This window comes from Parasphingorhabdus halotolerans (assembly GCF_012516475.1).
GTDB classification, from domain to species: Bacteria; Pseudomonadota; Alphaproteobacteria; order Sphingomonadales; family Sphingomonadaceae; genus Parasphingorhabdus; species Parasphingorhabdus halotolerans.
In genome coordinates, this window is the sequence record NZ_CP051217.1 from 2,837,682 (window position 1) to 2,851,786 (window position 14,105).

Annotated in this window: 14 protein-coding genes and 1 tRNA gene; 10 read left to right on the forward strand and 5 right to left on the reverse strand. The window is 52.7% G+C overall.

The window, feature by feature from the left end; translation table 11 throughout:
* Window positions 1-140 precede the first annotated feature (140 nt).
* Window positions 141-1,919 carry an aminopeptidase P family protein gene (locus HF685_RS13935; protein WP_168821541.1) on the forward strand — a complete coding sequence of 593 codons (1,779 nt, stop codon included), beginning with the start codon at window positions 141-143 and terminating at the stop codon, window positions 1,917-1,919.
* Entirely contained in the window at window positions 1,920-2,411 is a 492-nt protein-coding gene (locus tag HF685_RS13940) for an acyl-CoA thioesterase (protein ID WP_168820507.1), read from the forward strand.
* On the opposite strand, the gene HF685_RS13945 is transcribed toward HF685_RS13940, so the two are convergent.
* Entirely contained in the window at window positions 2,408-2,551 is a 144-nt protein-coding gene (locus HF685_RS13945) for a hypothetical protein (RefSeq protein ID WP_168820508.1), read from the reverse strand. The two genes, HF685_RS13940 and HF685_RS13945, sit on opposite strands and share 4 nt — an antisense overlap.
* 137 nt (window positions 2,552-2,688) lie before the next feature.
* Here HF685_RS13945 and HF685_RS13950 point away from each other — a divergent pair.
* Both HF685_RS13950 and HF685_RS13955 read left to right on the forward strand, forming a co-directional pair.
* Window positions 2,689-2,763: transfer RNA gene (locus tag HF685_RS13950), tRNA-Thr, on the forward strand.
* 171 nt (window positions 2,764-2,934) lie between these two features.
* Window positions 2,935-3,108: an acetyl-CoA hydrolase/transferase C-terminal domain-containing protein gene (locus HF685_RS13955; protein ID WP_168821542.1), complete on the forward strand. Its 174-nt coding sequence runs from the start codon at window positions 2,935-2,937 to the stop codon at window positions 3,106-3,108.
* Here HF685_RS13955 and HF685_RS13960 read toward each other — a convergent pair.
* Window positions 3,077-3,826: an endonuclease/exonuclease/phosphatase family protein gene (locus tag HF685_RS13960; RefSeq protein WP_168820509.1), complete on the reverse strand. Its 750-nt coding sequence runs from the start codon at window positions 3,824-3,826 to the stop codon at window positions 3,077-3,079. The genes HF685_RS13955 and HF685_RS13960 overlap by 32 nt on opposite strands.
* A 125-nt stretch (window positions 3,827-3,951) precedes the next feature.
* Here HF685_RS13960 and lptB point away from each other — a divergent pair, with 125 nt between their 5' ends.
* From lptB to HF685_RS16125, 4 genes are all read left to right on the forward strand, one after another.
* A complete protein-coding gene (lptB, locus tag HF685_RS13965) occupies window positions 3,952-4,722 on the forward strand; it encodes an LPS export ABC transporter ATP-binding protein (RefSeq protein WP_168820510.1) in 771 nt (256 codons plus the stop codon).
* Between the two features lie 298 nt (window positions 4,723-5,020).
* Window positions 5,021-5,929: a haloalkane dehalogenase gene (locus tag HF685_RS13970; protein WP_168820511.1), complete on the forward strand. Its 909-nt coding sequence runs from the start codon at window positions 5,021-5,023 to the stop codon at window positions 5,927-5,929.
* A gap of 109 nt (window positions 5,930-6,038) precedes the next feature.
* Window positions 6,039-7,013, forward strand: a complete 975-nt coding sequence (locus tag HF685_RS13975; RefSeq protein WP_168820512.1) for an endonuclease/exonuclease/phosphatase family protein — start codon at window positions 6,039-6,041, stop codon at window positions 7,011-7,013.
* A gap of 256 nt (window positions 7,014-7,269) precedes the next feature.
* A complete protein-coding gene (locus tag HF685_RS16125) occupies window positions 7,270-7,428 on the forward strand; it encodes a hypothetical protein (protein WP_211051223.1) in 159 nt (52 codons plus the stop codon).
* 392 nt (window positions 7,429-7,820) lie between these two features.
* On the opposite strand, the gene HF685_RS13980 is transcribed toward HF685_RS16125, so the two are convergent.
* From HF685_RS13980 to HF685_RS13990, 3 genes are all read right to left on the reverse strand, one after another.
* On the reverse strand, window positions 7,821-9,341 hold the full coding sequence (locus HF685_RS13980) for an acyl-CoA carboxylase subunit beta (protein WP_168820513.1): 1,521 nt from the start codon (window positions 9,339-9,341) through the stop codon (window positions 7,821-7,823).
* Window positions 9,342-9,738: 397 nt separating this feature from the next.
* On the reverse strand, window positions 9,739-10,281 hold the full coding sequence (locus HF685_RS13985) for a hypothetical protein (protein WP_168817455.1): 543 nt from the start codon (window positions 10,279-10,281) through the stop codon (window positions 9,739-9,741).
* On the reverse strand, window positions 10,278-11,204 hold the full coding sequence (locus tag HF685_RS13990; protein ID WP_168820514.1) for a hypothetical protein: 927 nt from the start codon (window positions 11,202-11,204) through the stop codon (window positions 10,278-10,280). Before HF685_RS13990 ends, HF685_RS13985 begins: the two co-directional genes overlap by 4 nt.
* A 309-nt stretch (window positions 11,205-11,513) precedes the next feature.
* Here HF685_RS13990 and HF685_RS13995 point away from each other — a divergent pair, with 309 nt between their 5' ends.
* Both HF685_RS13995 and HF685_RS14000 read left to right on the forward strand, forming a co-directional pair.
* A complete protein-coding gene (locus tag HF685_RS13995; RefSeq protein ID WP_168820515.1) occupies window positions 11,514-11,747 on the forward strand; it encodes a hypothetical protein in 234 nt (77 codons plus the stop codon).
* 298 nt (window positions 11,748-12,045) lie between these two features.
* On the forward strand, window positions 12,046-14,082 hold the full coding sequence (locus HF685_RS14000) for a 3-hydroxyacyl-CoA dehydrogenase NAD-binding domain-containing protein (protein ID WP_168820516.1): 2,037 nt from the start codon (window positions 12,046-12,048) through the stop codon (window positions 14,080-14,082).
* Window positions 14,083-14,105: the final 23 nt, after the last annotated feature.

Consider the following 14,105-nt stretch of genomic DNA (forward strand, 5'->3'; position numbering starts at 1 on the left):
ATCAGTGCCGCTGCCTATACCAAAGGCAAAATAGGGAGTTTCATAAGCGCCCGCTTTCGGTGAAATAAGTGGCGAAAACGGTCTGAAACACCTATGTGTTTGGTAACACGCTAATTCAAGGAGTTTTCGCCGCTATGTTGATGTCCACTTACGAAGCCCGCCTGTCCGCGCTACGCGAACAAATGGCCAAAGATGGTCTTGACGGCTTTGTCGTCCCGATTTGCGATGAACATATGAGCGAATATGTCGGTGATTATGCTCAGCGTTTGGCATGGCTTACCGGTTTTGGCGGTTCGGCTGGGTCGGCGGTTGTCCTCAAGGATAAAGCGGCGATTTTCGTAGATGGACGCTACACTATTCAGGTGCGCGATCAGGTTGATGGCAAGCTTTATGAATATGTGGGTACTGCGGACCACAGCTTGATTGACTGGCTTGGTAACAATGCTCCTGAAGGCGCGACCATCGGTTACGACGCGTGGCTTCATACGCAAGATTGGGCCAAGTCCGCCTCTGCGAAGCTTCAGAAAGCAGGTGCGAAGCTGATGGCGGTCCAAACCAATCCGATTGACGCGGTTTGGGAGGACCAGCCGGAGCCTTCACTCGCTAAGCTTGATGTCCAGCCCGATGAATTCGCCGGCAAAAGCTCTGCCGATAAACGTGCAGATATCGCTGACTGGCTGATGGATGAAGGACTGGACGCGACGGTGATCGCAGCGCTGGATAGCGTAGCCTGGGCCTTTAACATTCGCGGACAGGATATCTCCAACACCCCCGTTCCGCGTGGCTATGCGATCGTGAAAAAAGACGGCAGCGCGGAATTGTTTGTTGCACCCGAGAAGTTGACGGACGACGTGCGCGTGCATTTGGGCAACGCGGTGTCGCTTCGGGATTACGCGGAATTTGAAACCGCTCTTTCAGAGTATAGAGGTCAGAAAGTCGGCGTCGATCCAGAGCGTTCTGTTAGCGCGATCTTTGAACAACTGGAAAATGCTGGCGCGACGATTATTAAAAAACGCGATCCCACGATCTTGGCCAAGGCGATTAAAAACGAAACCGAGATTAATGGCCACAAAGCGGCGCAAGCGCGCGATGGTGCGGCTCTCACACGTTTCTTGCACTGGTTTTCGGAAAATGCGCTGAATGATCAGGATGAATTGTCCGTCGCAGCAAAGCTGGCCGAATTTCGTGGGCAATCAGACAAGCTTAGAGATCTATCGTTTCGCACAATTTCAGGCGCTGGACCTAACGGCGCGCTTTGCCACTATAGTGTGAATGAAGAGACCAATCGTAAAATCGAAACCGGCACGCTCTATCTGGTCGATAGCGGTGGGCAATATCGCGACGGGACCACCGATGTAACGCGGACCATGGCTGTCGGAGAACCGACTCCCGAGATGATCAAGCGTTACACCCAGGTTTTGCAGGGGCATATTGCGCTAGCAAAAGCGGTTTTCCCAAAAGGCACCGTCGGCGGACAGCTTGACATTTTAGCCCGGCAATATCTTTGGGCCGATGGCGTCGATTATGCTCACGGAACCGGCCACGGCGTTGGCGCTTATCTCTCGGTCCATGAAGGCCCTCAGCGTATCGCGGCGTTTGGCGGCTTCGGTGAACCGCTGGTTGCTGGCATGATCTGTTCCAATGAACCGGGCTATTATAAGACCGACGCATTCGGCATCCGCATTGAAAACCTCATTCTCGTTGAAAAACGCGAGATCAATGGGGCAGAGCAGGATATGTTAGGCTTTGAAACGCTGACCTATGCTCCACTGGATCGTCGGCTGATTGATGTTGCCATGCTGTCTGACGCGCAACGCCAATGGGTGGATGATTATCATACCAAAGTGCTGGAGATTGTCGGCCCCCAGATTGAGGGCGCTGCTCTCAATTGGCTCAAAGAGCAGTGTAAAGCGCTCTAAATGGCTCAAAACCCAGACCCCCGCGAAGGCTTCCGCCTGATCGCTCCCTTGCGTGTCCGCTATGCGGAGTGCGATTTGCAGGGTATCGTGTTCAATGCCCAATATCTGGCTTTCGCCGATGTCGGGCTCACCGAATATATGCGCGCTTTGATGGTCGAACAGACCGGCAGCGCTGAACGTGATATGCTACATGGCTTTATCGGACATTTCGGTGGCGATAACTGGGTGCGTCACGCCGATGTCGATTTCCGCGCGCCGGGCAAAGCGGATGATCTGCTCGACATAGCGGTACGGATCACGCGTTTTGGAAAGACCAGCTATTCGCTGCTTTGCCACATATTACGCGGGGAGGAACTGCTCAATGTTGTGACGCTAACCTACGTCTGGTTCGATCCGAAAACCGAGCAAGTCGCTCCAGTTTCACAGAAATTCATTGATGCGGTGACGGAATTTGAGACGATCAAGCCAGAACGCGCGGTTGTAGCGCTTTAACTCTTCGGCGGCTCGCCCCGACTAATATCCTTCGCCTGCGATTTTCGCAGCCGCAGATTTGCCCGCAACTGCTCGGCCAGACGTTCCGCTTTCGCGGCTTCCTTGCGCTCTTTTTCAGACTTTGGGACAGGTTTTGGCATGAGGATCAATTGCCATTTCCAATCCGATATTGCAACTGCAATGCAACTCCGCTTGACATTGCCTTAACCATTTGGTCTTAGGCGCGCTGATCGTAGGGAAGATGCAATCGGTGCATCGTTCCCCATACAATGGTTAAGCTGCTGTAGCTCAGTGGTAGAGCGCGTCATTGGTAATGACGAGGTCGAGAGTTCAATTCTCTCTAGCAGCACCATTATTTATTCCCTTATTTACCAGTATCTTAAGTGCACGCCGAGTGGAGGAATTAGCCCCGCCATGCCCGAGGGTTACGGTGACGGCTGAGAAGTTTCTGGTGTCCCGAGACGCTCTGTAAACGTCCAATATCCGCGGAACTGTGCCGTCGCAGGCGGCGGACTGGCAGGCGATGATTGATTTTCCTCCCTTGAAAGCGGTCGCGCCGCGCAACGATACGCATATTATCGTCACCGAATATGGCAGGGCCGATCTGAAAGGAAAAACAATCCATCAACGCGCCGAAGCGCTAGTCGGATTGGCGCATCCGAAATTCAGGGATGAGCTTCAAGATTCACTGGGCTGAACTGGGTAGCAACAATTTCCAGTTTTGCCCAGATTGGCAAATGATCCGACGCCTTTCGCGCTGACGGGCTTTCGAATACCCCGCAGTCGATCAGCTTTATGCGGTCGCAATGCATGATCCTGTCCAGTTCGGCGACCGGCCCTCTGGCGTGGAAGCTGCGCCCGCATGGTGCAAAATTATAGCTACGACCAAAATCTTTCAGACAGCCACCTGACGGCCTCCATTCGTTCAGATCGCCCATCAGGACAGTCGGCATGTCGCGGCCATGTTCCCTGGCAAGTTTCTCAATCGCTGACGCCTGCCTGCGTCGCCAGAGGCCGGAAATGTCCAGGTGCATACCCCAAATAACCAGTTCCATACCGCCGGTTTCGATCTTGGCTACAATCGCACCGCGCGGTTCGAGACAGGGAATGTGAACAATGTCATGCATGTTGATATTGGCCGATTTCCGGACCAATATTGCGTTGCCATGCCAGCCCATCGAATCCGTCTGGACATCCAGCGGAACCGCCAGATAATCGCTATTCTGTTCCAGCAAGAGTGAAGGGATAGCGGCAGCCCGCGCGCCAAAGCGCCGATCCGCTTCCTGAAGCGCAACAATATCCGCATCCAGTTCGTTGAGCACATCAATAGTGCGCCCGGGATTACGCCTCCGGTCGGTGCCAACGCATTTGTGGATATTGTAACTTGCAACCTTCAGCATCTGTTCTGACAGCATTAGATACAATCTTGTCAGTCAACAAGTCGCAGTTTTTGTGAATGCAATATACGTAGTCTCCCTGATATTTTGAAGCGAACCGATTGCCTAGTCTGGGATGTGGATCAGAATTCAGGAATCAGCAGGTGAAGCATATTGTCATCCCGCAACCAGCAATAGCCTCGAACACTGCGGTGCCGGACAGCGTCTTGTCCGTCGTCTCGGTGTCCAAGGCTTTTGGCAGACATGAGGTGCTTCATGGAATCTCGCTGGATGTTAAACGCGGTGAAATAGTGGGACTACTGGGCCCCGATGGCGCGGGCAAAACTGTCACATTTTTTTCCATCCTCGGGCTGGTCAAGATAAATGCGGGCCAGATATTGATCGGCCATGATGACGTCTCAAAAATGCCGCTCGACAAACGGGCGTTGCGCGGTCTGGGATACCTCCCTCAAGAGGCTTCAATTTTTGCCACCATGTCGGTTGAACAGAATATATTGACGGTGCTGGAACTGTCCGAGCCTGACCCGGTCGCACGTCAAAAGAAACTGCAGGAATTACTGGAAGAGTTTCACATCGAATATGTCCGCAACGCACCAGGAAGAGCACTGTCTGGCGGAGAGCGGCGTCGTTGCGAAATTGCCCGCGCAATGGCTGCCCAGCCGTCGGTCATGCTGCTTGATGAGCCCTTTGCCGGGATTGATCCGATGTCGGTCCGGGACATCACCCACATGATCCGAAAACTGAAAGACCATAATATCGGCGTATTAATGACCGATCAGAATGTGCACGAACTGGTCGATCTGCTCGACCGCGTATACGTCATCCATGAAGGGCAGATAGTCTTTCATGGTACGCCCGAAGTTATGCTGGAAGACGAGATGGTTCGTGAGATTTATCTGGGCGATGAATTCTAGCTTCCCCAAGGCGAAGCCGTAACAGATATTGCGGTTGTCAAGCATAGCGGCCTGAACTGGCGAACCGCGCATGGCGAAAGCTGCCGTCATGATGGAAAGATGCGCCGCTCCGCCATGCTTTGTCGATGATCTGTTCCAGCGCCATTTTCGCGAAGCCGAGCCGTATATGATCGGGCTTCTGATATGATATGCTTTGGTTGAGGGCGAATGGCAGATTCTGCTCCGTTCGAACGCTCTGCTTGACGCGTTCCCGGTGGCCTGACAAGTTTCACATCGCAACTCGAGAGGATTACCCGCCATGACTATTTCTGCGCTTCGCACCCCTGATGAACGCTTTGCCTCCATCCCGGATTTTGATTTTCCGGTGCAATATGTGAATGATCTGCCCGGTTACGAAGGGCTTCGCGCCTCTTATGTTGAGGCAGGACCGACGGATGCGGACAAGGTTTTTTTGTGCTTGCATGGTGAGCCGAGCTGGTCGTTTCTCTATCGCAAGATGATCCCGCATTTTATCGCGACCGGTGCCCGGGTAATTTGTCCGGATTTCTTCGGTTTTGGCCGGTCAGACAAGCCGACGGAACTGGATACCTACACATTTGATTTTCACCGCGACCATATATTGGCGCTGGTCGAGCGGCTTGATCTGAAAAACATCACATTGGTGGTGCAGGATTGGGGCGGACTCATCGGTCTCACGTTGCCGGTTGATCCCAAATTCAAGGTGCGTTTGTCCCGGTTAATTATTATGAATACGGCTCTTGGCCTTGGCACTGGCGCTGGTGACGGCTTCAACGCCTGGAAAGAATATGCCCTGACAGTGCCAGTTTTTGACGCGGGAGAAATTATTGCGCGTGGAACACCGCACATGAGCGAGGCTGAAACGGCAGCTTATAATGCGCCGTACCCCGATTCCAGTTTTCAAGCTGGTGCCCGTAAATTTCCTGCGCTGGTTCCGGTGACGCCGGATATGGAGGGGGTGGAAACCAGCAAGCAGGCGGCAAAATTTTGGAGCGGCGAATGGTCTGGCCCCAGCTTCATGGCCATCGGCGGCGCTGATCCGGTTTTGGGGCCGCCAGTTATGAAAATGATGCATGGTTTGATAAACGGCTGCCCGGAACCCTTGCTCATCGACGAAGCAGGGCATTTTGTTCAGGAATGGGGCGATATTGTTGCGCCAGCCGCCCTCAAAAGCTTTGGTGATATTTAGGGTCAGGGCCGAGTTAGTCCTAGCGGGTATAACTGGTCTGCAAAATAGGCTATACGGGATAGATAATAATAAGGTCGCATAATCGGGTTCTGGAAAATCGGAGAAGATCATGCCGCAATATCATTATCTCAGACGCATCCGCAAAAGCGACCGCGCCCGGGTAGTTACAAACCTGGAACGGCTGATGGTGCAGCTTGATCGGGAAGTGCCGGACAAGGATAGCGAGCAGACCTTGCTGCTAGCAACATGGAATATCCGCAATTTTGGCAAAGTCTCGCGATTGCCCGAAAGCCTGTTTTACATTGCCGAGATTTTGTCGCGGTTTGATCTCGTTGCCGTGCAGGAAGTGGTCGATCTCGACGACTGGTATGACATCATGGACCGGCTTGGCCCCGATTATGATTTTATCGCGACCGACAAGACCCATCATAAACTCGGCAGCGGCGGCGAGCGGCTGCTGTATCTCTATGACAAGCGCAAAGTGAAGTTCGAGAATATCGCGGGCGAAATCGTGCTGCCGACGGCGATGCTGATTACCGATGCGACCGCAGGCGAAGGCGGAAAACTATATCAGGGAAAGCAGTTTCGGCGGACCCCATTTGTCACCGCGTTTAGGTCAAGCTGGTTTAAATTTGACCTTTGTACCGTCCATCTGTTCTACGGGTCAGCGTCTGGAACGAAGCTGGAAGAACGGGTTCAGGAAATTGATCGGGTAGCGGAATATTTTGCCGCGCGAGCTACTGAAGCCCAGAAAACCAAGCGGTCGTTGATCTTGCTCGGCGATTTCAACATCGTCCATCCCGATCACGAAACAATGACGGCGCTCAAACGGCATGGCTTTCGTATTCCCAACGCCCTGAACCGCCCAAGCAATCTCGATCTGACCAAATATTATGACCAGATCGCGTTTATGACCGATGATGATACTCTGGAGTTTATAGACCGCCAGACCGACGATCCAAAGCGCGCTAATGCCGGGATATTCGAGATGTTCAAATCGGTCTATCGCGATCAGGACACGCTGGAATATGAATCGGAATTGCGCAAAAAAGCAGGCGGCAAAGACAAGCAGGGGCTGCGCTGACCAAATATTACAAGTCCAGCTGGCGGACATTTCAGCTATCCGATCATAAGCCGATGTGGGTGCGGATCAAATCCAATGCCGCAGGATCTTATCTGAAGAGCCTGCGCGAAAGCTGAGCAATGCGCTTGACCGTCCGCCGGGACGAGGCTGGCGGATCCCGTAATCAGGCCGCCATTGCGGTTTTGCTAAAATGCTCCGTGAAACGCGGCGACATGGGCTGACTTGCTACAATCGCTAGTGGAAGTGCGGTTTCGCAATGCGCGCATTCCGCGCTCATCCGACCCACATACCAATGCGACTTGCCGCACCCGGGGCAGCGATTGACAATGTCCAGGTGATAGAGCGGCTGATATCCGCGCTGAACAGTACCGGTATGTGCGGCACTCAATGGTTCGGCGGGATGGTTGATGAATGAACGGGGTGATAAATACATCTGCGCTTCCTTCTATTGCTGTTGCCAAACTCAAACTGACTTCGTTTCAAATCGCAAATCGTTGCTGAATCGACGATGAACCGTTTATTACTGTAGATGAAATGATATCCATCTGCTGAACTTTAGATAGTAGATTTCCGCCATATTGGCGTGATGGAGCGCACAGCAAGGCATAAAGTCCCGTGATTGCGAGGAAATAAATTTTGATTCTGGTTAATACCCCGGGTTAATTTTTAGCATTCTGGTGGAAAGACTCGTGAAGCAAACGCGCAAGCCTCTGGCCAGCGCCTCCAATCGGATATGGGGCAGGAGCAATGTTCATTTTAGCAATGCGCGTTACGGTTCGACGAAAACGGTCACTGTTTTCTCCGTTTTCATCCTTGCAGCTTGCGCCATGCCAGCTCTGCGAATTCGCACAACAACGGACGTGTTTCACGCGGATCGATAATATCCTCGACGCTGAAATGCTCGGCGGTCCGGAACGGCGATGTGACCAGATTGAGCTTGGCTTTTATTTCTGCCAATCGGGCCGCCGGGTCATCCGATGCCTCGATATCTGCCTTATAAGCGACCTCCAGCCCGCCCGCGATCGGCAGCGACCCCCAGTCGCCTGAGGGCCAGGCAAAGCGATATTGGAAATTCTCCGCATTGCTCATCGCACTCCCGGCAATTCCGTAAGCGCGGCGCACGATGACGCTCGCCCACGGCACAGTCGCTTTATAAACCGCGTTCATCGCCTGCACGCCGTATCGGATGGTGCCTGTCCGCTCGGCATGTTCACCAATCATGAAGCCAGGGTTGTCGACCAGATGGACGACCGGAAGCTGAAACTGTTCGGCCAGCTTGGCGAAGCGCTCGACCTTTTCCGAAGACTTTGCTTCCCATGAACCGCCCAGAAAGCTGGGATCATTTGCGAGTACCGCGACCGGATAGCCATCAAGCCGGGCAAAAGCGGTGATCGCCGCGCGGCCCCAGCGTCTGCCCATTTCGAAAACACTGCCTTCGTCAAAGACCGAGTCCATGATCTTGCGCATGGAATACACCTGTTTGTCTTCGCGTGGCACGGCGGAGAGCAAGCTTTCTTCCTTGCGATCAACCGGATCGGAGCAGGGCGTCCGCGCAGCGAGCTGGTTTATATTGCTCGGCAGATAAGAGAGAAATTTGCGCGCGGTCAGGAAGGCTTCGGCTTCGCTGGCGACTTCTTCATCGACCACGCCGTTGGTAGCATGAATGTCGGAGCCGCCTAATTCTTCCTTGGTCAGCATGTCGCCGATTGCGGCGGCAACAGCTGGACCAGCAGCAAAAATCTGCGACAGGCCGCGCACCATTATCGAGTAGTGCGAGGCCACCGTCCGTGCTGCGCCCATGCCCGCCGTCGGGCCCAGCGCCAGCGCCACGACCGGCACGGTGTCCTGATTTTTGATAATATCTTCCCAGCCCGGAACGGCGGGGACATAGGTAAAGCCCATGTCTTCAAGCGACTTGACCGATCCACCCCCGCCGGTGCCATCAATCATCCGGATCATCGGTATGCCCAGCGTGTGCGCCATTTTTTCGCATTGGGTGAACTTGCGATGCAGCGCCGCATCCGCCGCTCCGCCTCGCACGGTAAAATCATCGGCGCTGGCAACCACTGGGCGTCCCTCAATATTGGCGCGGCCAAAGATCAGGTTGCTGGGTGCAAAATCCTCAAATGTTCCGTCCTTGGCATAAGTCCCGCGTCCGGCAATCTTGCCAATCTCGCGAAAGCTGCCTTCATCGACAATCCCAGCAATCCGTTGTCGCGCATCCAGCTTGCCGCGCCCATGCTGGCGCGAAACCTTTTCTTCCCCGCCCATTTGTTCGGCGAGGCGCTGGCGCTCGGCCAGTTCCTCCAGTTCGGGTTTCCAGCTCATCGGGGTGATTACCTTTTCTTCGCGTGGTGAAATTGACAGCAAATGCCGCTTTTATTTTCTGTGACTTTTGGCTGGAAGCACTGCAAAACCAAGAAATATTTCCGACCATTGTGGCGCAAAGTGCGACTTTGCAAAAGTGGAGTGGTTGCCGGGTTGAACATGCGCAAATCCATCATCGTGCGAGCATAACGCGGTGAACGGATGTAGGACAGAGTCGATTGGGCTTGCTTGCTGGCAGGATCATCACTCGGGTTTAACTGAGTGATTAAGTTAGGGGAAGCGGGAAATTTGACGCCAAGTGTCGGATACCGATGCTTGGCGGCTGGTTCATTACGAAACAGTCTTGGCGATAAGTCGCCAAATATATCCTAAAGGTTGTTGCCAGTATTTTTTCGACTCATTTGCGACCCGCAATCACTGCGCCAATCGTCGCAATGAGTGCGGTCGTAAAAACAAGCCACGTTGTAACCAGCCCAAATTCAACGATTGATACCGAGAGCCGGGTCCACAACTGGCGAGTATCCCATTGGGCATCAGCCAGCGCACTTGAAGGAAGGTCGGGGCAACTATTGCCAAAGACCGCCAAGGCTGCGGTAGTGCATTCATATCCCCTCACTATCCGGATATCCGGTCCCGGTCCCGGTTCTACAAATAGTGAATAAGCAAAAAAATAGGTAAGCAAACCAGCGATCATCAAGATCGCGCAAACCGCAATCATCCGTGACCGATATTTGACAGTTGCGTTTCGGGCCTTGTTCCAGACAATCAGCGCACAAGCGACTGACAAGGCAGCACCAACATATTTTATTTGCGGATAGGATGGTGGATCAAGTCCGGCAAAATTGGCGAAAAACGTCAGTAGAGCAGCACCACTGGCCAATCCGATAACAAGACCCATATTATCCGTGAAATCCTTAAGGGTAGTGCGCTCTTTCGTCATGGTGCCCTCAATGTTATTACATTTGTTTCCGATAGTTCATCAGCGACCGCAGATTTTGTGCCTTTTCGTTTTTTACCATTCGGCCAGCTGGCCTGGTAGATGTAGTTACCGGATAGACGCATCCGGTCACCGTCTGAAATTTCCTCCCAACCCCGACAGTTCCCATTCACATTCCAAGGATCTTGCTTGCGAAATCGGCATAGTTCGAAATCAAATTTTCCTATAATCCAGCCGACACCATTATCCGGTTTAAACACGATATCAAATGGCTCGTCAAAAGCGCCGCATCCTCCTTCCCAAATGATTTGAGGCATATCTGGCTGGTATTCCAGTCTTAATATATTCATGGTTTCAGCGAGTTTTTGTTGGTACTGATCGCGTGTTTCCGTTCCCAAATATGCACCATTGCTGTCCCGCATTTCTTTCAACATCGATTGAATATAGCCTTCGAGCGGCTGATTTATTACTTGATTGGAATAACCCAATCGATTCAGGAAAGATCTCGTAATTTCACTGTAAGTAGCCAGCTCTTCGATCTGCCGGCTTTGCGTTTCGCCTGAAGTTAATCTGTCTGCATCGTTTTCATCGGTAGATTGAGGTTGCGAGCCAAAGCTGCTGAACGATCCACAGTCGGCCAGATCAGTTGTACCAGCCTCGAAGTAGGATTTGAAAAAGCTGAATTGTTTTTCCAAATTCGGATCAGCGTATAGTGTGTTTTTTCGCTGGCCCATTATCGTCCTCGCAACGTGTTGAGCCTCATTAAATCTGTCGTCAAGGCCATTCGGGCCGGAAAATGCAGATGTGTTTGCGTCTTCCGGTTCTTGGTTCTGATCCAGCCATGATTGGCTATCATCGCTTGCCTTATCCGGCTCGCCGCAAGCACCCAATAGGATGATTGTGGAAAACAGAAGCCATCTTGCCATTTTCTTCCCTTTCAGGATCGGGAATAAATATACTGGATACTACTATCAAATAACGTTTTTAACCATTTTATAGACCCGGAATAAACAAATTTTTACCTCCGGAACCGGATGGTGAAATACAGCTAACGTTTGCATGGGCCAAGCGTTTCTGATGCGGCATGGCCATTGTCTGCATGCTGAACTTCCAGACCTGTCAAGCATGGAGAAGCGCCATCAATCTGCGATAAAACTCTGTAGTTTCCAAGCCTCATATATTTATTTTTGGGTAAGTTGATAGGCTGGCTCCAGAATTTGCATTCGGACGGATTCATGATGTTCAGTCCGCTGGCTTCGCATCTCTTTGCATCAAATTCTGATATATATCGAAATTGCCCTGTGCCAGCTTGTGAATTGAATGCGACTGGTGCCATAGCAACACAGCCTGAAAGCGAGCTTGCCAATATTGTGACGCAAAGCCGCTTTTTGGATCCGCTAAAAGAAGGTGATACCGCCAACGTAAACCTCTACTGTTTTCAAATACAATGGAGCATAGAAAATAACTGATGTCAAAAAGCAAAAGATGTGTTTCTCTGTCGCATGAACAAAGGTGGTTGCGCTATTGATTTGCAAGCAATTGCACAAAAGACTGTTATCAATATTGTGTCCGCACCGGCTTCACAGCCCAGCAATATCCGTGGCCCAAAGCGGTCCTTTTGCACCTGTTTAATATGCTCCCGGGCAAAAGCCTGATTTCCAATCGTTACCCATTGTGATACTCATCGGGCTTGTTCGATTTTCGCGCTTTATTTTATGCCGTGCCGCATCTTTTTGTGACTGAACCATGGCCTTGCTGGAGAAAAAAATGTCTGTAGTTACCACTGAAAAACATCAAAATATTCTGGTCATTGTCTCGAATAATCCGCCGGTCAATGCTCTGGGTGGAGCGGTTCGCCAAGGACTCGTTGATGGGATTGACGAGGCACTGTCGGACGATGCGGTCGAGGCTGTGGTCATTCGCTGTGATGGTCGGACGTTTTTCGCTGGCGCGGATATTACAGAATTTGGAAAACCGATGCAGGGGCCCAATCTCGGTGAGGCGCTTGATCGTTTGGAGGCAAGCAGCAAGCCCGTCGTCGCAGCGATCCACGGCACGGCTTTGGGCGGCGGCTGCGAGGTTGCGCTGGCGTGCCACTATCGTGTTGCGGTTCCTTCTGCGAAAATGGGCTTGCCGGAAGTGAAGCTGGGATTGATTCCAGGTGCTGCCGGAACCCAGCGATTGCCGCGCGTGGTTGGCGCTGCGGCTGCCTTGCCGATGGTGGTGATCGGCAATCCGATTTCTGCGAAACAGGCGCACGCTATCGGTCTGGTTGACAAGGTGGTTGGTGAAGACAGTCTGGCCGATGATGCCATAGCCTTTGCGCGAGAACAAATTGGCAAGGCGCCGCCGAGGTCGTCTGAGGGCACGGCCAATGAAGACGGCATCAGGAATCCTGCGATATTTGACGAGTTCCGGCAGAAAAACGGCCGTAAAATTCGCGGGTTCGAGGCTCCCGAAGCAGGCATTCAGGCGGTGAAAGCAGCCGGTGAACTCTCCTATTCCGATGGCGTAGCCAAAGAGCGGGAATTGTTCATGAAGCTGATGACCGGGACCCAGTCGGCGGCCATGCGGCATTATTTCTTTGCCGAACGCGCGGCCAACAAGATTGACGGCATTGATCCTAAAATTGACCTCATCCCGATCAAGAAGGTCGGCATTTTGGGCGCCGGGACGATGGGTGGTGGCATAGGTATGAACTTTCTGTCGGCTGGCATTCCCGTGACCATTGTCGAGTTGAAAGAGGAAGCGTTGGAACGCGGCGTTAATGTCATCCGCAAAAACTACGAGAATACGGCCAAGCGTGGCCGGATGACCGAGCAGCAGGTTGAAGATGCCATGAGCATTTTGACGCCTAGCCTGTCTTATGACGATCTCGCCGATTGCGATCTGGTGATCGAAGCGGTGTTCGAGAATATGGATGTGAAAAAGGAAGTGTTCACCAAGCTGGACGGGATTGTAAAGCAGGGCGCGATCCTTGCCAGCAACACCAGCTATTTGAATATTGACGAGATCGCTGCGGTGACCAAGCGCCCGGAATATGTGCTCGGTTTGCATTTTTTCTCACCCGCCAATGTGATGAAATTGCTCGAAATCGTGCGCGGCGAGAAGACCGCAGATGATGTGCTGATGACCGCGATGAAGCTGTCCAAACAGATCGGTAAAGTCGCAGCAGTTTCCGGCGTCTGCCCCGGCTTTATAGGCAACCGGATGCTCAGCCCGCGTCAGGAACAGGCCAATCTGATGATCATGGAAGGCGCCAATTACTGGGATGTGGACGATGTGCTTCTGGAATTCGGTTTTCCGATGGGGCCGTTTCAAATGTCTGATCTGGCCGGTGTCGATATTGGCTGGCATCGTGATCCGGAGCGCATCGAAACCTTGCGGGACGCCCTATGTGCCGTGGGTCGCTGGGGACAGAAAGTCGGCAAAGGCTTCTACGATTATGATGAAGCGCGGCAACGTACGCCTTCTGACGAGGTCAAGCAGATCATCGCGGAATTCGCGGCCAAAGCTGGCAAGGAACAACGCGAGATTTCGAAGGACGAAATTCGCGAACGGTTGCTCTACCCGATGGTCAACGAAGGCGCGAAAATCCTCGAGGAAGGCATGGCGCAGCGCGCAAGTGATATCGATGTGGTCTGGATCAATGGCTACGGCTGGCCGCTTTATACCGGCGGCCCGATGTTCTGGGCCGATACGGTTGGGCTCGACAATCTAGTTGCCGGCCTGGAAAAACATGGGCTGCCGGTTGCGGACCTGCTTCAGAAGAAGGCAGCCGTAGGAGGCAAGTTTAACGGGTAGGTTTACGCCTATCGATCGGGAGA

What these genes read in the sequence shown, in the direction of transcription:
- HF685_RS13935 (WP_168821541.1), top strand. Translation starts at nt 141, where the DNA reads ATGTCCACTTACGAAGCCCGCCTGTCCGCGCTACGCGAACAAATGGCC.
- HF685_RS13940 (WP_168820507.1), top strand. Translation starts at nt 1,920, where the DNA reads ATGGCTCAAAACCCAGACCCCCGCGAAGGCTTCCGCCTGATCGCTCCC.
- HF685_RS13945 (WP_168820508.1), bottom strand. Translation starts at nt 2,551, where the DNA reads ATGCCAAAACCTGTCCCAAAGTCTGAAAAAGAGCGCAAGGAAGCCGCG.
- HF685_RS13955 (WP_168821542.1), top strand. Translation starts at nt 2,935, where the DNA reads ATGATTGATTTTCCTCCCTTGAAAGCGGTCGCGCCGCGCAACGATACG.
- HF685_RS13960 (WP_168820509.1), bottom strand. Translation starts at nt 3,826, where the DNA reads ATGCTGTCAGAACAGATGCTGAAGGTTGCAAGTTACAATATCCACAAA.
- HF685_RS13970 (WP_168820511.1), top strand. Translation starts at nt 5,021, where the DNA reads ATGACTATTTCTGCGCTTCGCACCCCTGATGAACGCTTTGCCTCCATC.
- HF685_RS13975 (WP_168820512.1), top strand. Translation starts at nt 6,039, where the DNA reads ATGCCGCAATATCATTATCTCAGACGCATCCGCAAAAGCGACCGCGCC.
- HF685_RS16125 (WP_211051223.1), top strand. Translation starts at nt 7,270, where the DNA reads ATGCGCGCATTCCGCGCTCATCCGACCCACATACCAATGCGACTTGCC.
- HF685_RS13980 (WP_168820513.1), bottom strand. Translation starts at nt 9,341, where the DNA reads ATGAGCTGGAAACCCGAACTGGAGGAACTGGCCGAGCGCCAGCGCCTC.
- HF685_RS13985 (WP_168817455.1), bottom strand. Translation starts at nt 10,281, where the DNA reads ATGACGAAAGAGCGCACTACCCTTAAGGATTTCACGGATAATATGGGT.
- HF685_RS13990 (WP_168820514.1), bottom strand. Translation starts at nt 11,204, where the DNA reads ATGGCAAGATGGCTTCTGTTTTCCACAATCATCCTATTGGGTGCTTGC.
- HF685_RS13995 (WP_168820515.1), top strand. Translation starts at nt 11,514, where the DNA reads ATGATGTTCAGTCCGCTGGCTTCGCATCTCTTTGCATCAAATTCTGAT.
- HF685_RS14000 (WP_168820516.1), top strand. Translation starts at nt 12,046, where the DNA reads ATGTCTGTAGTTACCACTGAAAAACATCAAAATATTCTGGTCATTGTC.